The following is a 15,945-nucleotide window of genomic DNA, read 5'->3' as shown; positions in this document are numbered from 1 at the left end:
CTTTGTGGTTGGCGCGGAACAACCGGCGCCTCACTGGCTCTTCACACAATTGTCAACTCGAGCAATCATGTTTTTATCGCGCGGTCCTTGTTTTTGAAGACATGTGCGGCAAGAGACTTCGCATTGCAACACTTTGCGAGAGGGATAGCATGACCACTGCAACCAAAAGCCGCCCGCGGACGATCCTGCCGGCGCTCGAAAAGATCTACCTGCCGCTCGATACTTTCGCCGAGACGCTGCTGCGCGTTCTCGCCGGCGCGCTGCTCGTCACCCATGGCTACGGCAAGATCCTCGATCCGTTCGGCGCCGCCGGCATGGTCGAAGGGCTCGGCTTCTATCCGGGCGTCTTCTGGTCGCCGCTGCTTTCGGCCACCGAATTCTTCGGCGGCATCTTCCTCGCCATCGGCTTCCTAACCCGACCCGCCGCCTTTGCGGCCACCATCGTGCTGCTCGTCACCGTCTATTTCCACGGCATCGTCCAGGGTGAGGGCCTCGGCGGCGCCGAGAAGTCGATCCTTTGGGCCGCGATCACCTTCTTCTTCGCCATCCGCGGCGCCAACGGCCAGTCGGTCGACGCCAAGCTCGGCAAGCAATTCTGAACCTTGTACCGAGACGCGGCCGAAGTGTTCCGGCCGCATCTCAGCCTACTTGAACGGCAGCTTCGCCCGTGGTCATCTGACGGCGGGAGGAGCGAAGCATGAGTGAAGCGATCGAAGGCGGCTGCTTTTGCGGCCGCATCCGCTACCGTCTGAAACGTCGGCCGATGTTCGTCCATTGCTGCCATTGCCGCGATTGCCAGCGCCAGCTCGGCAGCGCCTTCGTCCTCAACGGCCTCGTCGAGGCGGAAAACCTCGAGCTTCTTCAAGGCGAGCCGGTCATGGTTTCGCTATCGACCGACAGCGGCCGGCCGCATGACGTCTATCGCTGCACCGATTGCCAGTCGGCGCTCTGGAGCGACTACGGCCGGCGCAAGTGGCTCTCCTTCCTGCGTCTCGCGACGCTCGACCGGCCGTCCGAATTTCCGCCGGACGTGCACATCTACACGCGCTCGAAACTCGATTGGGTGCCGCTGCCGGCGGGCGCCAGGGTCTTCGAAGCCTATTACGATACGCAGGCGGAATGGCCGCAAGAGAGCCTCGATCGCCTCAATGAGGCACGCACCAAGGCAAAAGGGCAGGCGAGGCCATGACGAAAAGCGAGCGCAAGAAGATGGCGGCGGGCGAGTGGTACACCTGCCTCGACCCGGAACTCGACGCACTGCGCGCCTCCGCCCGCCGAGCGGTTCACGAGCACAACACGATGGCACCGGACGAGCGCGGCCGCATGGCGTCGGCGCTCGAGGCGATCTTCGCAGCCGTCGCGGCGGACGTCTTCATCGAGGCGCCGTTCCATTGCTCCTACGGCATCAACATCACGCTTGGCGCCGGCGCCTACCTCAATGCCGGCTGCACCATTCTCGACAGCGCCCCGGTCGCGATCGGCGATGGCTCGATGCTGGGTCCCGGCGTCCATATCTACTGCGCCGAGCATCACAAGGACGTGGCGCTGCGCCGCGCCGGCCTGGAAATCGCCCAGCCGGTGACGATCGGCAAGGACGTCTGGATCGGCGGCGGTGCGATTGTCCTGGCCGGCGTGACGATCGGCGACGGCGCGATCGTCGGGGCGGGCGCGGTGGTGACGCGGGACGTGGCGGCGGGCGCGAGGGTTGTGGGGAATCCGGCGCGGGTTTTGCGCTGACAAAGGTAAGGACGAGTCACAATGGCCGAAATAGCGATCAAAGTTCGCCCGGCGCGCTTCGCGGATGTGCCGGCGCTTTGCGCCTTCCTGAACGAGATCATCAGGATCGGCGGCACCACGGCGCATAAAGCGCCATTCACGCATGAGAGCTTCGTCGACCATTTTCTGGCAGGCCCGGGCTTCGTCAGTTGCTTCGTCGCCGAGGATGGTTCAGGCCAGCCCTGCGCCTTTCAGGCCCTAGAGCGTTTTGACAGCCTCCCCGAAGGCTGGGCAGACATCGGCACCTTCGCCCGGCCGCACGCGAAGCTTCCCGGCGCCGGCACGGCGCTATTCGCCGCGACGAAAGCGCATGCCCGCGATTCCGGGCTTACCGCAATCAATGCCACGATCCGCGCCGACAATGTCGGCGGCCTCGCCTACTACAGCAAGATGGGCTTCGTCGACTACAAGATCGACAAGGCGGTGCCGCTGAAGGACGGACGGGCGGTCGATCGGATTTCGAAGCGATATTTGTTTTGAGGCGTGTGCATGGATCCTCGGATCAAGCCCGCGGATGGCGAAGGACGAGGGACCGCAATTGACCCCGCCACGCTTAGTCATGCGGGGGCTGCTTTTTGGTTGGCACCAACTCAGGCGGTCGGCGGCTTGGGCAGTCGCTACGCAGCTTCAGTGCGCCGACCTCCCCACCCGTCATCCTCGGGCTTGACCCGAGGATCCACGCACAAGCTCTCACCAAAGCTCAAAATAGAGGTCGCGCCAGCCCGGATTCATCTTCTCGATCAATTCGACCTTCCATTGTCGGTACCAGCGCTTGAGAGATTTCTCGCGCTGGATAGCGGTGCCGATCTGCAGATGTTCTTCGTACCAGACGAGTCGGTTGCAGCCGTATTTCGATGCGAAGCCCGGTGTTAGCCCTTCTCGATGCTCGAAGATGCGGCGCTCAAGATCTGACGTGACGCCGATACAGAGCGTTCCGCGCATTTGATTCGTAACGATGTAGACGTATCCGGCCATGCCGACGATGGTGCTTGTGCATGGATCCTCGGGTCAAGCCCGAGGATGACGCGGGAGTGGGTGTGGCCGACAATTCCGCTACGTCTGGACGCGGTAGCCGTCAATGCTCTCGTCGCAAATTCACTCGATCGACTATGGGCGAAATTCACCCGGCCGTGCTGAGAGTCGGAAGTCGCTCCTTTTCCTCTCGGTCATACTCGGGCTTGACCCGAGTATCCATGCGCGAGCCCTCGACTTTCGAACCCCCGAAACGCGAAATCCGTGGCGGCAACAATCTTCCCGCGGTGGTTTGAAGGATCGCTCGCCAAGTCGCCGAGTTCGGTGAACGAAAATCGCAGCAAACTCATGGAACAATCACTCATCGCCCATCTTCAACGCCGCGATGAACGCCTCCTGCGGGATCTCCACCTTGCCGAACTGGCGCATGCGCTTCTTGCCTTCCTTCTGCTTTTCCAGAAGCTTGCGCTTGCGGGTGGCGTCGCCGCCGTAGCACTTGGCGGTCACGTCCTTGCGCAGCGCCCTGACCGTCTCGCGGGCGATGATGCGGCCGCCGATCGCCGCCTGGATCGGGATCTGGAACATGTGCTGCGGGATCAGGTCCTTTAACTTCTCGCACATGACGCGGCCGCGCTTTTCCGCCGCCGAGCGGTGGACCAGCATCGACAGCGCGTCGACCGGCTCGGCATTGACGAGGATCGACATCTTGACGAGGTCGCTCTCGCGGTAGTCCGAGAGGTGATAGTCGAAGGAGGCATAGCCCTTGGAGATCGATTTCAGCCGGTCGTAGAAGTCGAAGACGACTTCGTTGAGCGGCAGGTCGTAGGTCAGCATCGCCCGGCTGCCGACATAGGTGAGTTCGATCTGGATGCCGCGCCGATCCTGGCAGAGTTTTAGGATGCCGCCGAGATATTCGTCGGGCGTTATGATCGTCGCGCGGATCCACGGCTCGCGAAATTCGGTGATCTTGACGACGTCCGGCATGTCGGCCGGGTTGTGCAGTTCCTTCTCGGTGCCGTCGGTCATGGTGAGCTGATAGACGACCGACGGGGCAGTGGCGATCAGGTCGAGGTCGAACTCGCGCGACAGGCGCTCCTGGATGATTTCTAGATGCAGCAGCCCGAGGAAGCCGCAGCGGAAGCCGAATCCCAGAGCCGCGGAGGATTCCATCTCGAAGGAGAACGACGCGTCGTTGAGGCGGAGCTTGCCCATGGCGCTGCGCAATTCCTCGAAGTCGGCCGCGTCGACTGGGAAGAGGCCGCAGAAGACCACCGGCTGCGCCGGCTTGAAGCCGGGCAGCGCCGTCTCCGTCGGGCGCCTGTCGTCGGTGATCGTATCGCCGACGCGGGTGTCAGCCACTTCCTTGATCGAGGCGGTGATGAAGCCGATCTCGCCGGGGCCGAGCGAATCCATCGCCACCATCTTCGGCGTCAGCACGCCGACGCGCTCGATCGTGTATTTGGCGCCGGTGCCCATCATCCGGATCGTCTGGCCCTTCACCAGCACGCCGTCGATGATGCGCACCAGAACCATGACGCCGAGATAGGTGTCGTACCAGCTGTCGACGAGCAAGGCCTTGAGCGGCGCCTTCTCCCCGCCCGTGCTCTTCGGCGCCGGCAGCTTGTGGACGATCGCTTCGAGCACATCCGGAATGCCGAGACCGGTCTTGGCCGAGATCAGCACCGCGTCGGAAGCGTCGATGCCGATCACCTCCTCGATCTGCTCCTTGATGCGGTCGGGCTCGGCGGCCGGCAGGTCGATCTTGTTGAGCACGGTGACGAGCTCGTGATTGTTGTCGATCGCCTGGTAGACATTGGCGAGCGTCTGGGCCTCGACGCCCTGGCTGGCGTCGACGACGAGCAGCGAGCCCTCGCAGGCCGAAAGCGAGCGTGAGACTTCGTAGGCAAAGTCGACATGGCCGGGCGTGTCGATCAGGTTCAGCACATAGGTGTCGCCGTCATTCGCCTTGTAGTGCAGGCGCACCGTCTGGGCCTTGATGGTGATGCCGCGCTCGCGCTCGATATCCATGCTGTCCAGCACCTGCTCGGACATCTCGCGCTCGGCAAGCCCGCCGGTCAGCTGGATCAGCCGGTCGGCCAGCGTCGATTTGCCGTGGTCGATATGGGCCACGATCGAGAAGTTGCGGATATGCGACAGGGGCGTCTTGGAAGATGGTGTGCTCATGGGGCGCATATAGCAGCGCGATCAGGCGGCGCAAAGCGGGAAATGAAGGCTTCGTTCACTATAAATCCGGGCGTGGCGCGGCTATTTCGCCCTCGCCTCCGCCTCGGCAAGCGCGCCCGCATTCGGCACCTGCGCGCTCTTCAGTTCGAAGCTCTCGCAGAGCTGCGGCGGCACGCGCTCGCGCAGCCGCAGGCGGATGAGCACGAAGGCCGCATAGAGGACGGCGACGGCGATCGTCGCATGGATGAACAGCTGTGCGCCGAAGACCGGCGTCAGCAGCGTCACGAGCATCGGCACCAGCGTCGCCGCCGCCGACCAGGCGACCAGCATGGTGCTGGCGAGCGGCACGTAATCGGCGGGATCGGTGCGGTCGTTGGCATGGGCATTGGCGATCGAATAGACCGTCTCGACGGCGCCGGCGAAGAGCGCGAAGACGAGCATCAGCAGCGGAAGGCTTTCAAAGGAGACGACGAGCGCTGCGAGCCCCGCCGCCACGATCAGGCCGCAGGTGGCGATGAGAACGATGCGGCGGTCGATCCGGTCGGAAAGCGAGCCCATCGGATACTGGATGAGGAGCAGGCCGAACTGCATGACGAACATCAGCGTCGCCACGTCCTCTTGGCTCATCGCATTGGCGGCGGCATAGATCGGCGTGAAGCCCTGCACCAGCATCGAGAGGCCGCCGGAGGCGAGCACGCCGATGAGGGCGACGGGGGAGCTGCGCCAAGCCATGGCGATGTCGATGCTGACCTTGGCGGGCGCGGGCGGCGTCGGCAGGCGTGTGAGGCCGATCGGCAATATGGCGAGCGCCGTGAAGAAGATCGTGACGATCGGTGCGATGTTGCCGTCGACCGGGATGCGGCCGAAAAGCCAGGCGCCGGCCCCAAGCCCGATCACATAGGCCATGTAGAAAAGCGCCATGGCCTTGCCGCGCCAGTGGTTGTCGCTCGCGTGGTTCAGCCAGCTCTGGGTGATGATGAAGTTGGTGTTGGCGGCTGCGCCGTAGAGCGCGCGAGCGAAGATCCAGAGAAGGGGATGGACGCCGAGGCTGATCAGCACGGCCGCTAGGATGACGAGCGCCATCGAACAGGAAAACGCCCGCGCATGGCCGACGCGGTGGATCAGCGGACCAGCCATCACGCAGCCGATCAGGCCGCCGAAGGCGATTGCGGTGACCGCCGCGCCCGGTACCCACTCCGGTGCTGCGGAGCGCGTCAGCACGAAGGGAACATAGGCAAGCATCATGCCATTGCCGATGGCGACGGCGGTCATCGAGGTGACGATGCTGGCAATCGACAGGAGAGACGAACGATCGCTGCCCATGTGCTTGTCCTCTCGCAGCCGCTTCTCCGACGCAAACTAACGCGGCGCGGCCTGTCGCATTGTCGCCGGAGCGGCATGGAAGAAATTTATTTTGGGCCAACGGGGGCCGCTTGACTCCACTATATGAGAAATGCAATCTCAAATAATGGAACAGGCAATCAACTCCCTCGAACGGACGATCGGCGAGCGCGTGCGTGAGATGCGGACGCTCCAGACCCTGACGCTCGACGAATTGGCGATCCGCTCCGGCGTCAGCCGGGCGATGATCTCCCGGGTCGAACGCGGCGAGGCGAGCCCGACGGCACAGCTACTGGCAAAACTGTGCAGCGCCCTCGGCACGACGCTCTCGGCGCTTTTCGCCTCTGCCGCGGACAACCCCTCGCCGATCGCGCGGCGGGCGGAGCAGCGGCTCTGGCGCGATCCGGAAAGCGGCTATCTGCGCCGCTCGGTGTCGCCGGAGGGCCTCGGCTCGCCGGTCGATATCGTCGAGGTCGAGTTCCCGCCCGGAGCCCGCGTCGTCTTCGAACGCCAGCCGGCCGACCGCGGCATCACCCAGCACCTCTGGCTTTTCTCCGGGCGACTGGAACTGACGATGGAGAGCGGACCGCAGGTGCTGGAGGCCGGCGACTGCCTGTTCATGGGCCTCGAAGAGGCGCACATCTTCCACAATCCCTACGACGAGCCGGCACACTACGCCGTGATCCTCTGCCGCACCAAGGTGTAATCATGCCCGACGTAACGATCCGCGTGCTTACCGAAGCAGAAACCCGCGCCGCGCTGCCGACGCTCGCCGAAATCCTCTCCGACTGCGTCGAGGGCGGCGCCTCGGTGGGCTTCATGCAGCCCTTTGGACCGGAAGACGCGGTGCCCTATTGGCAGGGGGTCGCCGCCGCCGTCGGCCGGCAAGAGACGGTGCTCCTTGTTGCCGAGCTCGACGGACGCGCTGTCGGCACCGTGCAGCTTGGGGTCGCGACGATGCCGAACCAGCCGCACCGCGCCGACATCAAGAAACTGCTGGTGCATCAGGACGCGCGCGGCCTGGGTCTTGCTCGGCGGCTGATGGACAAAGCCGAGGCCGAGGCGCAAAAGCGTGGCCGGCGCGTGCTGGTGCTCGATACCGCGACCGGCGAGCCGGCGGAGGCGATCTACGAGCGCTTCGGCTGGCTGCGGGCCGGCGTCGTTCCCGACTATGCGCTGATGCCGGACGGGCGCTACTGCGCGACGACGTTTTTCTACAAGCATCTGGCGGCTTAAGTGGAACTCGGAATTGCCCCGCATCCCCGACCGAACCTATCAAGGTAAATTCCAATAGCATTGCCTAAAATCAGGACACCCAGAATGCGCGTTTACTTCTCCGAAGATCACAAGCTCCGAGACGCGAAGACAGAGCTGCATGGCGGCGAGCTCGTACCGCCCTTCGAGGCGCCATTTCGGGTCGAATGGATTCTCGCCGCCGTCAAGGAAGCGGGTTTCTCCGACGTGGTCGCACCCGAACAGCATGGCATGGAGACTGCGCTGAAGCTGCATTCGGCGGATTACCTCGAGTTCCTCGAAACCGCCTGGCCGCGCTGGGTCGCCGACGGCTACCGCGGCGAGGCTATCCCCGCCTGCTTTCCGGCGCGGCGCATGCGCCAGCATCCGCCGAAGGATATCGACGGCGCCCTCGGCTACTATTCCTTTGCCGCCGAGACGGCGATCACCGAAGGCACTTTCGCCGCCGCGCGCGCCGCGATGGATTGCGCGATTTCGGCGGCGGACCACGTCGCTGCCAGCAACCCTGCCGCTTTCGCGCTCTGCCGTCCGCCCGGCCATCATGCGGCGATCGACCTCTTCGGCGGCTACTCCTTCATCAACAATGCCGCCTGCGCCGCCCAGCGGCTGCGCGACCGCGGCGCGGCAAAAGTTGCCGTCCTGGATGTCGATTTCCACCACGGCAACGGTACCCAGGATATCTTCTACGAGCGCGGCGACGTCTTCTTCGCCTCGCTGCACGGAGATCCGGTCGATGCCTTCCCGCATTTCCTCGGCTTCGCCGACGAGGAAGGGGCCGGAGCGGGACTCGGCACGACAAGGAACTATCCCATGCCGCGCGGCACCACCTTCGAGACCTGGGTAGCGGCGATGGATGACGCGCTCGCGCGCATTGCCGGTTTCGGGACCGAGGCGCTCGTGCTCTCGCTCGGCGTCGATTCGTTCGAGCGCGACCCGATCAGCTTCTTCAAGCTGAAATCGGAAGATTTTCTTAGCATGGGCGCGCGCTTGCGGAAGGCCGGCCTGCCGGTCGTCGTCTGCATGGAGGGCGGCTACGGCGTGCCGGAGATCGGCCTCAACGTCGCCAATGTCCTGAAGGGCATCGCCGGCTGATCGGCCTCAGCCGTCTAGGACACGAAGAACTGCGACAGCCCTTGGCCGGCGGCGAAGGCGAGATAGGCGAGCACGGCGAAATAGATGGTAGTGGCGACGAGGAAGAGGTAGCCGCCGGCCACCATCAGCCCGTCGCGCTGGATGATGCCGAGCGACAGAAGCAGGATGGCAATGCCCGGCAGCGTGTTCGACAGCGGGATCAGCCCGAGCGGGAACATCAGCAACACGCCGCCCGCCATTATCATCAGGCCGTTGAAGCGGTTCATGACGGCGCCATGGGTGAGGAAGTGCAGCCTCGGGCGCACATAGCGGTCGAGTTTCGAAACCAGCGCCGCGCCCTTCTGCAGGGTCGGTACGAGTTTTTCGGTCTCGATCTGCCGGTCGAGAATGCGCCGCGGCAGCCAGGGCAGACGATTGAGGGTGATCGCCAGCGAAATGAGAATGATCGCCGCGCCGAAGACGGTGCTGACCCCGGGGATAGAAACCGGAATCAGGAAAGGCAGCGTCAACAGTGCGCAGAGAAGCAGGAAACCGTGCTCGCCGATCTCGATCATCAGTTCGCGCAGCGTGACCGTATTGCCTCGGATCGAAGCGATCATCCCGGTCAGCGTATCGCTGAGGCTGCGCTCTGTATCATCGAACTCGATCGCCATTCATATCCCTCTCGTCTGCGTCTCGGCCCGGCATTGGCACCGTAGCGCGGGCCTGTGAAGCTTCGGTTATCGTCCCCTCTGGACGGCAATGTGGCGAAGCAAGGTGAAATGCTGCAGTGCCGAAACATTACAGCTGCCGGTCTGTGTGGAAAGCGCCGCGCCCCTTCATCTTCCTGCCGCAATCGATAGTATGAAGCAGCTTTAGCACCAATGGGGACAATTGATTCGATGATCAAGAAATGCGCCATCCTGGCTGTCGCGGCCATCTATCTTTCCGGATGCACGACCACCGATCCCTATACGGGAGAACAGAAGATGTCGAACACGGCCGGCGGCGCATTGCTCGGTGCGGGTCTCGGCGCCGCAACCGGCCTCCTGGTCGGCGGCAGTGCGGCGGGACGGCGTGACGCCGCACTCGTCGGCGCCGGCATCGGTGCGCTCGGCGGCGGCCTGATCGGCAACTACATGGATCAGCAGGAATCGGAGTTGCGCGCCCAGTTGCAGGGCACCGGCGTCTCCGTCACGCGCCAGGGCGACCGGATCATCCTCAACATGCCGTCGAACATAACCTTTGCGACCGACCGCGACCAGGTGATCCCGCCCTTCTACCCGACGCTCGATTCGGTCGCGGTCGTCTTGCGCAAGTTCAACAAGACGCTGATCGACGTCGACGGCCACACCGATTCGACCGGCAGCGCCTCCCACAACCAGGGCCTTTCCGAACGCCGCGCCGCCTCGGTCGCCAATTATCTCGGCAGCCGCGGCATCGACCAGCGTCGCATTTCGACGATGGGCTACGGCATGGAACGGCCGATCGCGTCGAACGCCAGCGAGGCAGGCCGCGCCCAGAACCGCCGCGTCGAAATCTCGATCGCGCCGATCAAGCAGGGCTGAGAGCTTTTCGATATTTCGCGAGGGCCGCGCGGGTTCTCCGGCGACGCACACCTCCCCTACGGTCGTCATCCTCGGGCTTGACCCGAGGATCCATTTGCCAATCACTCAAGCTGAGATTTTCGGAACGCCTTGCGTGTGGATCCTCGGGTCAAGCCCGAGGATGACGGCTTGAGGGAGGCGCGGTCCCGGTTATCGAAAGTGCAGCGCCGCCCGCGGCTCCTCAGCCTTGCGGCGGATAGATGTGCTCATTCCCGCGGAAATCGGTGACGGTGTAGCAGCCGCCGCCTTCCGCCTCTATCGCGCTGGCGCTGATGACGGCCTTGCCGTAACCGCCGGGGATATCAAGGATATAGGTCGGCTGGCAGAGGCCCGAGACGCGGCCGCGCAGCGAGGCGACGAGCGCCTGGCCCTCTTCGATCGTCAGTCGGAAATGGCCGGTGCCGGGCGCGAGGTCCGGATGGTGCAGGTAATAGGGCTTGATCCGCGTCTCGACGAAGGCGCGCATCAGTTCGGCAAGCACGTCCGGATCGTCGTTGACGCCCTTCAGCAGCACCGATTGGCTGAGCATGACGATCCCAGCATCGATCAGCCGGGCCGCGGCGCCGCGCGCTTCGCCCGTCAGTTCGCGCGGATGATTGGCATGAAGCGCCACATAGGTCGCCTTGCCGCTGCACTTGAGGGCCGCGATGAGATCCGCATCGACGCGGTGCGGCTCGACGACCGGTACGCGCGTGTGGAAGCGGACGACCTTGACGTGCTCGATCGCGCCGAGACGCTCGAGGATTTCCTGAAGCCGCCGCGGCGACAGCACCAGCGGGTCGCCACCGGTCAGGATCACCTCCCAGATCTCCGGATGCTCGGCGATATAGGCGATCGCCGCGTCGAGTTCGGCGGGCGTCAGCGTGCCGAGCCCCTGCGGGCCGACCATTTCGCGGCGGAAGCAGAAGCGGCAATAGACCGGGCAGACGTGGACGGCCTTGAGCAGCACCCGGTCCGGATAGCGGTGGACGATGCCCGCGACGGGGCTGTGGGCGCCGTCGCCTGTCGGGTCGGTGCGTTCCTCCCGCGTCGAAGTCAGCTCCGCCGTGTCGGGTACGAACTGCCTGGCGATCGGGTCATGCGGATCGGCGCGGTCGATAAGGTCTGCAACGGCGGGGCTGATGGCGATCGCGTAGCGGGAGGCGACGCGGGAAATCGCCTCCTCGGCCGAGGCGTCGACAAGGCCGGCTTCGACGAGATGGCCCGCCGTCCTGAGGGAACGATGTACTGTCATGCCCCGGCCTCCGCCACCGGCGCCCAGAGCACCTGATCGATGCGCGCGGCGCCGGTCGCCAGCATCACCAGACGGTCGAAGCCGAGCGCGATGCCGCTCGCCTCGGGCATAATGGCAAGCGCCGCCAGGAAGTCCTCGTCGAGCGGATAGGTTTCGCCATAGACCCGCGCCTTTTCCGCCATTTCGAGCCGGAAGCGGCGGCGCTGTTCCTTGGCGTCCGTCAGTTCGCCGAAAGCGTTCGCCAGCTCGACGCCGCAGGCATAGAGCTCGAAGCGCTCGGCAACGCGAGGGTCGCGTGGCGTCGGGCGGGCGAGCGCGGCCTCGGCGACGGGGTATTCGTCCAGGATCGTGGCCCGCCCGAAGCCGAGGTTCGGCTCGATCTTTTCGACGAGCACACGGCTGAAGAGGTCGGCCCAGGTGTCGTCATCGGCGACCCGCAGGCCGGCCTTCCGCATGGCCGCCGCCAGCCCCTCGCGATCGGTCGTCCCGTCCTCGGCGATCGAGGCGAGAAGCTCGATTCCGGCGAAACGCGCGAAGGCCTCGGCGACCGAAAGCCGCTCCGGTTCGAGAAACGGGTCACAAATGCGGCCCTGATAGGCGAAGGACCGCGTGCCCGTCGTCTCGGCGGCAAGCGCGAGGACTTCGGCGCAATCGCGCATCAGCGTCTCGTAGCTCTCCTCGGCGCGGTACCATTCGAGCATGGTGAATTCCGGATGGTGCAACGGGCCGCGCTCGCGGTTGCGATAGACATGGGCGAAGCAGGCGATGCGGCGTTCGCCCGCGGCCAGCAGCTTCTTGCAGGCGAACTCCGGCGAGGTGTGCAGATAGAGCGGCTGCACCGATCCATCCGGCCCGAGCGCCTCAGTTGCGAAGGCGTGGAGATGCGCCTCGTTGCCCGGCGACAGCTGCAGCGTTGCCGTATCGACGTCCATGAAGTCACGCTCGCCAAAGAAGCGGCGGAGTGCCGACTGGATGCGGTTGCGGCCGATCAGAAAGGGACGCCGGTCGGCGTGGACATCCGGTGTCCACCAGGGAGAAGCATGCGGCATGATCGGTTCGGTCCAAGCTTTCTTCCGCGCGAATGCCGCTCAGGCTGGCTATTTGCGTGGAATTAGGGTAGTGGCGGCGCGAAATCTAAAATTTTCGCTCCTTCCGGGCCGATTTCGGCCCGCGCGTGTCGCTGATACCTCTGTTACAAGGAAGACTAATGGTCAAGGTCATCGCTTCTTCGGTCCGCAAGGGCAACGTTCTCGACGTCGACGGCAAGCTCTATGTCGTGCTCACCGCCCAGAACTTCCATCCGGGCAAGGGCACGCCGGTCACCCAGGTCGACATGCGCCGCATCTCCGACGGTGTGAAGGTCTCGGAGCGCTACCGCACCACCGAACAGGTCGAGCGCGCTTTCGTTGAGGACCGCGAGCACACCTTCCTCTATGAAGACGCCGAAGGCTTCCATTTCATGAATCCGGAGAGCTACGACCAGCTCGTCATGTCGGCCGAGGACATCGGCGACCTGAAGGCTTACCTCCAGGAAGGCATGGCGGTAATGCTGTCGATCCACGAGGGCATTGCGATCGCCATCGACCTGCCGCGCCACGTCATCCTCGAGATCACCGAGACCGAACCGGTGGTCAAGGGCCAGACGGCCTCTTCCTCCTATAAGCCGGCCCTGCTTTCTAACGGCGTCCGCACCTCGGTGCCGCCGCATATCCAGGCCGGCACCCGCGTCGTCATCGCGACGGAAGACGGCTCCTACGTCGAGCGCGCCAAGGACTGAGGCACGTCCTGAGAGCGCTGTATAACAGGGGCGGCGGGTTACCTGCCGCCTTTTTTGTCGTGACTCACAACTCAGGATGCGAGTGAGCAAGACCTGCAAAATTGAGCGTGCATTTTGGAGGCGCGCTGTTTAGGGTCAACTGCCGCCCGCCTACTGCATGTCTCCTTAAATCGACCTCGATTTAAGGACAAAGACATGCAGCAATTCAAAGTGCTACAGCGACCTTTGCGCGTCTGATAAGACGCGCGGCGCTGTAGTGCATCGGCGCGAAAATCGGGATCGATTTTCGGAAAGCACGATGCATAGGTTCAAAGCGGTACAGCGTCCTTTTGCGCGTCTGAAAGGACGCGCGGCGCTGTAGGCGGGACGAGATCGAGGGATTGCATGTTTCCACTGTCGCATATGATGAAAGCCTTCATCCGCAAGGGCACGCTGACCGTGATCGATGCCGACGGCAAAAGGCACGTCTTTTCGGGCGAGCCGGGGCCGAGCGTCACGATGCGACTCACCGACAAGCGGCTCTACCGCAGCCTCGTCCTCAATGCCGAACTCGCCGCCGGCGAGGCCTATATGGACGGGACGATGCGCTTCGAGGAGGGATCGACGCTTCGAGACTTCCTCACCCTCTTCTCGATAAACCGGCTGTCGCTCGGCTCCTACCCGATCCAGAAGCTGCTGCGGGCGATCAAGATGCGGTTTCGCAAGCGCCAGCAGGCAAACCCAAAGGGCAAGGCGCAGCAGAACGTCGCCCATCACTACGATCTCGGCAACGCGTTCTACAAGCTCTTCCTCGACGAGAACATGCTCTATTCCTGCGCCTATTTCCGCGCGCCGGACGAGACGCTGGAGGCGGCACAGCGCAACAAGCTCAGGCTGCTCGCCGCGAAACTCTGCCTGAAGCCCGGCATGAAAGTGCTCGACATCGGCTGCGGCTGGGGCGACCTAGCGCTCTATCTCGCTGCGCTCGAGAATGTCGAGGTCCTCGGCGTCACACTGTCAAAGGAGCAGCAGGCGCTCGCCTCCGAGCGGGCTCGCGCCGCCGGCCTTGCCGACCGGGTGCGTTTCGAGCTGAAGGACTATCGCGATGTCGAAGGTCCCTTCGACCGCATCGTTTCGGTCGGCATGTTCGAGCATGTCGGCGTTCATCACTACGACGAATTCTTCAAGAAGCTGAACGCGCTGATGCGAGACGACGGTCTCGCGGTGCTGCATTCGATCGGCCATATGAGCCCGCCCGGCATGGCGAGCCCGTGGCTCAGGAAGTACATCTTCCCGGGCGCCTATTCGCCCGCTTTATCGGAAGTCTTCGAGGTGGTCGAGCGCAACAGCCTGTGGGTGAGCGACCTCGAATTCCTGCGCGTTCACTACGCGACGACGCTTGCCCATTGGGGCGCGCGCTTCGAAGAAAATCGCGACAAGGTGATCGCCATGTATGACGAGCGCTTCGCAAGGATGTGGGAGTTCTACCTGATCAGCGCAGAGATGATGTTCCGCACCGGCAGCCAGCTCGTCTTCCACATGCAGCTGTCGCGCTCGCGCGACGCGGCGCCGATCGTGCGCGATTACATCACCGACCAGCAGCGCGCCTATATCGAAAAGGAAAAGGCGCTCGAGCTGTCGATTTGAAGCCCGCCTGCCGATGCGGTGACGCGGGCAAATGCGCCGTCAGCGCTTCGCCCAAAGCACCTTGAAGCGCGCATTCCGGCAGGTTTCACCGCTTTCCTTGAAGGCTTCCGCCAGGACCTGTTCATAAGGCAGGCCGCGATTGGCGACCAGCATCAGCCGGCCACCCTGCTTCAGGGCCTTGGCGGCTGCCTTGATCATCGCCGCGCCGAGAGCGGGCTCCGCCGCGTGGCCCTCGTGGAAGGGCGGGTTCATGACGATCAGGTCGTATTTGTCGCGTGTTTCTTCGCTCGTCAGATCGTGCCAGTAGAAGCGCGCCGGCGTCGACGAAGCGTTCGCCGCCATGTTGGCCCGCGCCGCCTCCAGGGAATTGTGATCCGCCTCGAACAGGTCGATGCCCTTGAGGCCCGGCGAGGCCTCGGCAAGCTTTACCGAGAGATAACCCCAGCCGGCGCCGAAATCCGCAGCATGGCCGCTGAACTCGCGCGGCAGGCGGGAGGCGAGCAGTTCCGAGCCGGCATCGACGCGGTCGTGCGAGAACATGCCCGGCGCCGCCTCGAACAGGCCGTCGACGCGCACGGGGACCTTGGCGAGCTTCGACACGGCCTCGGAGGCGTCCTCCGGCCGCGTGAACCAGAAGGCGACGCCGTGATATTTCGGCATCGAATCGCCTTCCCAGCCGAACTTGTCGATCTTCTTGCGCAGCGGCTGGATACCGTCCTCCTTGCCGCCGGCGACGACGATGAGGGCGCCGTCCCGGGTGCGTTTCAGCGCCTCGGCAATGCGGTCCTCGTTCTCGCCCTTGTGCTTGCCGCAGAGCACCAGTGCTGCGTCGTAGTCCTCGCCCGAGGCGACCGGCGCCGCTTCGGCCCGTGCAGCTTCCAGAGCGCGATACAGGGATTTGAGCGGCTGGACGGCCAGCATCGATGCGGCAAAGCCTTCCGGCAGCCTGTAGCCCGCTTCCGCACCGAGAAACAGGACGCGCTCGCCCTCCCCCGGCGGATCGATGACGCCGGTCTCGAAGGGATAGAACAGGGTTTTCAGCGCGTCGCGGCTCATGGATGTTTCCGTTAGCAAATCTGTCGGTCGAGTGCGGGCCGCCTCAC

The 15,945-nt window shown here is 64.1% G+C and carries 17 protein-coding genes; 10 read left to right on the top strand and 7 right to left on the bottom strand.

Annotated elements, in window-relative coordinates:
- Nucleotides 1–149: 149 nt before the first annotated feature.
- The 4 genes from CO656_RS08640 to CO656_RS08625 all read left to right on the top strand — a co-directional run bounded on the left by CO656_RS08640 (nt 150) and on the right by CO656_RS08625 (nt 2,256).
- The gene (locus CO656_RS08640; RefSeq protein ID WP_097525465.1) at nt 150–599 is read left to right on the top strand and encodes a DoxX family protein; all 450 of its coding nucleotides are present in this window, start codon (nt 150–152) and stop codon (nt 597–599) included.
- Nucleotides 600–697: 98 nt separating this feature from the next.
- On the top strand, nt 698–1,189 hold the full coding sequence (locus CO656_RS08635) for a GFA family protein (RefSeq protein WP_097525464.1): 492 nt from the start codon (nt 698–700) through the stop codon (nt 1,187–1,189).
- Entirely contained in the window at nt 1,186–1,737 is a 552-nt protein-coding gene (locus CO656_RS08630) for a sugar O-acetyltransferase (protein WP_097525463.1), read from the top strand. The genes CO656_RS08635 and CO656_RS08630 overlap by 4 nt, the downstream gene beginning before the upstream one ends.
- 21 nt (nt 1,738–1,758) lie before the next feature.
- Nucleotides 1,759–2,256, top strand: a complete 498-nt coding sequence (locus CO656_RS08625) for a GNAT family protein (protein ID WP_037422355.1) — start codon at nt 1,759–1,761, stop codon at nt 2,254–2,256.
- A 210-nt stretch (nt 2,257–2,466) separates the two neighbouring features.
- Here CO656_RS08625 and CO656_RS08615 read toward each other — a convergent pair whose 3' ends face one another.
- From CO656_RS08615 to CO656_RS08605, 3 genes are all read right to left on the bottom strand, one after another.
- Nucleotides 2,467–2,751 (bottom strand): GIY-YIG nuclease family protein, encoded by a 285-nt coding sequence (locus CO656_RS08615; RefSeq protein WP_097525461.1) that lies wholly within the window; start codon nt 2,749–2,751, stop codon nt 2,467–2,469.
- 354 nt (nt 2,752–3,105) lie between these two features.
- A complete protein-coding gene (gene lepA / locus CO656_RS08610; RefSeq protein ID WP_097525460.1) occupies nt 3,106–4,941 on the bottom strand; it encodes a translation elongation factor 4 in 1,836 nt (611 codons plus the stop codon).
- Between the two features lie 72 nt (nt 4,942–5,013).
- Entirely contained in the window at nt 5,014–6,255 is a 1,242-nt protein-coding gene (locus CO656_RS08605; protein WP_037422374.1) for an MFS transporter, read from the bottom strand.
- 145 nt (nt 6,256–6,400) lie between these two features.
- Here CO656_RS08605 and CO656_RS08600 point away from each other — a divergent pair, with 145 nt between their 5' ends.
- From CO656_RS08600 to CO656_RS08590, 3 genes are all read left to right on the top strand, one after another.
- Nucleotides 6,401–6,979 (top strand): XRE family transcriptional regulator, encoded by a 579-nt coding sequence (locus CO656_RS08600; protein WP_172900182.1) that lies wholly within the window; start codon nt 6,401–6,403, stop codon nt 6,977–6,979.
- A 2-nt stretch (nt 6,980–6,981) separates the two neighbouring features.
- Nucleotides 6,982–7,509, top strand: a complete 528-nt coding sequence (locus tag CO656_RS08595) for a GNAT family N-acetyltransferase (protein ID WP_097525459.1) — start codon at nt 6,982–6,984, stop codon at nt 7,507–7,509.
- 84 nt (nt 7,510–7,593) lie between these two features.
- Nucleotides 7,594–8,619: a histone deacetylase family protein gene (locus CO656_RS08590; protein WP_097525458.1), complete on the top strand. Its 1,026-nt coding sequence runs from the start codon at nt 7,594–7,596 to the stop codon at nt 8,617–8,619.
- Between the two features lie 14 nt (nt 8,620–8,633).
- Here CO656_RS08590 and CO656_RS08585 read toward each other — a convergent pair whose 3' ends face one another.
- Complete coding sequence (locus CO656_RS08585) at nt 8,634–9,272, bottom strand: exopolysaccharide biosynthesis protein (RefSeq protein WP_037422385.1); 639 nt, start codon at nt 9,270–9,272, stop codon at nt 8,634–8,636.
- A 228-nt stretch (nt 9,273–9,500) separates the two neighbouring features.
- Between CO656_RS08585 and CO656_RS08580 the strand changes: the two genes are divergently transcribed.
- A complete protein-coding gene (locus CO656_RS08580) occupies nt 9,501–10,166 on the top strand; it encodes an OmpA family protein (RefSeq protein ID WP_037422450.1) in 666 nt (221 codons plus the stop codon).
- A 220-nt stretch (nt 10,167–10,386) separates the two neighbouring features.
- On the opposite strand, the gene CO656_RS08575 is transcribed toward CO656_RS08580, so the two are convergent.
- Together CO656_RS08575 and epmA are read right to left on the bottom strand one after the other, a co-directional pair.
- Complete coding sequence (locus CO656_RS08575) at nt 10,387–11,439, bottom strand: lysine-2,3-aminomutase-like protein (protein WP_097525457.1); 1,053 nt, start codon at nt 11,437–11,439, stop codon at nt 10,387–10,389.
- On the bottom strand, nt 11,436–12,488 hold the full coding sequence (gene epmA / locus CO656_RS08570) for an EF-P lysine aminoacylase EpmA (protein ID WP_097525456.1): 1,053 nt from the start codon (nt 12,486–12,488) through the stop codon (nt 11,436–11,438). Before epmA ends, CO656_RS08575 begins: the two co-directional genes overlap by 4 nt.
- 158 nt (nt 12,489–12,646) lie before the next feature.
- On the opposite strand from epmA, the gene efp reads away from it, so the two are divergent.
- Together efp and cfa1 are read left to right on the top strand one after the other, a co-directional pair.
- Complete coding sequence (gene efp / locus CO656_RS08565; protein ID WP_037377751.1) at nt 12,647–13,216, top strand: elongation factor P; 570 nt, start codon at nt 12,647–12,649, stop codon at nt 13,214–13,216.
- A gap of 384 nt (nt 13,217–13,600) precedes the next feature.
- Nucleotides 13,601–14,842 carry a cyclopropane-fatty-acyl-phospholipid synthase gene (gene cfa1, locus CO656_RS08560; RefSeq protein ID WP_037422389.1) on the top strand — a complete coding sequence of 414 codons (1,242 nt, stop codon included), beginning with the start codon at nt 13,601–13,603 and terminating at the stop codon, nt 14,840–14,842.
- A 39-nt stretch (nt 14,843–14,881) separates the two neighbouring features.
- Here cfa1 and CO656_RS08555 read toward each other — a convergent pair whose 3' ends face one another.
- Entirely contained in the window at nt 14,882–15,898 is a 1,017-nt protein-coding gene (locus CO656_RS08555) for a class I SAM-dependent methyltransferase (RefSeq protein WP_097525455.1), read from the bottom strand.
- Between the last annotated feature and the right edge of the window lie 47 nt (nt 15,899–15,945).

The sequence above is a fragment of the Sinorhizobium sp. FG01 genome, from assembly GCF_002531875.1.
GTDB classification, from domain to species: domain Bacteria; phylum Pseudomonadota; class Alphaproteobacteria; order Rhizobiales; family Rhizobiaceae; genus Sinorhizobium; species Sinorhizobium fredii_C.
This window is presented reverse-complemented; position numbering and strand designations above follow the sequence as displayed.

Excerpts from the sequence above, each read along its gene's own strand:
- CO656_RS08640 (WP_097525465.1), top strand. The coding sequence starts at position 150 with ATGACCACTGCAACCAAAAGCCGCCCGCGGACGATCCTGCCGGCGCTC.
- CO656_RS08635 (WP_097525464.1), top strand. The coding sequence starts at position 698 with ATGAGTGAAGCGATCGAAGGCGGCTGCTTTTGCGGCCGCATCCGCTAC.
- CO656_RS08630 (WP_097525463.1), top strand. The coding sequence starts at position 1,186 with ATGACGAAAAGCGAGCGCAAGAAGATGGCGGCGGGCGAGTGGTACACC.
- CO656_RS08625 (WP_037422355.1), top strand. The coding sequence starts at position 1,759 with ATGGCCGAAATAGCGATCAAAGTTCGCCCGGCGCGCTTCGCGGATGTG.
- CO656_RS08615 (WP_097525461.1), bottom strand. The coding sequence starts at position 2,751 with ATGGCCGGATACGTCTACATCGTTACGAATCAAATGCGCGGAACGCTC.
- lepA (WP_097525460.1), bottom strand. The coding sequence starts at position 4,941 with ATGCGCCCCATGAGCACACCATCTTCCAAGACGCCCCTGTCGCATATC.
- CO656_RS08605 (WP_037422374.1), bottom strand. The coding sequence starts at position 6,255 with ATGGGCAGCGATCGTTCGTCTCTCCTGTCGATTGCCAGCATCGTCACC.
- CO656_RS08600 (WP_172900182.1), top strand. The coding sequence starts at position 6,401 with ATGGAACAGGCAATCAACTCCCTCGAACGGACGATCGGCGAGCGCGTG.
- CO656_RS08595 (WP_097525459.1), top strand. The coding sequence starts at position 6,982 with ATGCCCGACGTAACGATCCGCGTGCTTACCGAAGCAGAAACCCGCGCC.
- CO656_RS08590 (WP_097525458.1), top strand. The coding sequence starts at position 7,594 with ATGCGCGTTTACTTCTCCGAAGATCACAAGCTCCGAGACGCGAAGACA.
- CO656_RS08585 (WP_037422385.1), bottom strand. The coding sequence starts at position 9,272 with ATGGCGATCGAGTTCGATGATACAGAGCGCAGCCTCAGCGATACGCTG.
- CO656_RS08580 (WP_037422450.1), top strand. The coding sequence starts at position 9,501 with ATGATCAAGAAATGCGCCATCCTGGCTGTCGCGGCCATCTATCTTTCC.
- CO656_RS08575 (WP_097525457.1), bottom strand. The coding sequence starts at position 11,439 with ATGACAGTACATCGTTCCCTCAGGACGGCGGGCCATCTCGTCGAAGCC.
- epmA (WP_097525456.1), bottom strand. The coding sequence starts at position 12,488 with ATGCCGCATGCTTCTCCCTGGTGGACACCGGATGTCCACGCCGACCGG.
- efp (WP_037377751.1), top strand. The coding sequence starts at position 12,647 with ATGGTCAAGGTCATCGCTTCTTCGGTCCGCAAGGGCAACGTTCTCGAC.
- cfa1 (WP_037422389.1), top strand. The coding sequence starts at position 13,601 with ATGTTTCCACTGTCGCATATGATGAAAGCCTTCATCCGCAAGGGCACG.
- CO656_RS08555 (WP_097525455.1), bottom strand. The coding sequence starts at position 15,898 with ATGAGCCGCGACGCGCTGAAAACCCTGTTCTATCCCTTCGAGACCGGC.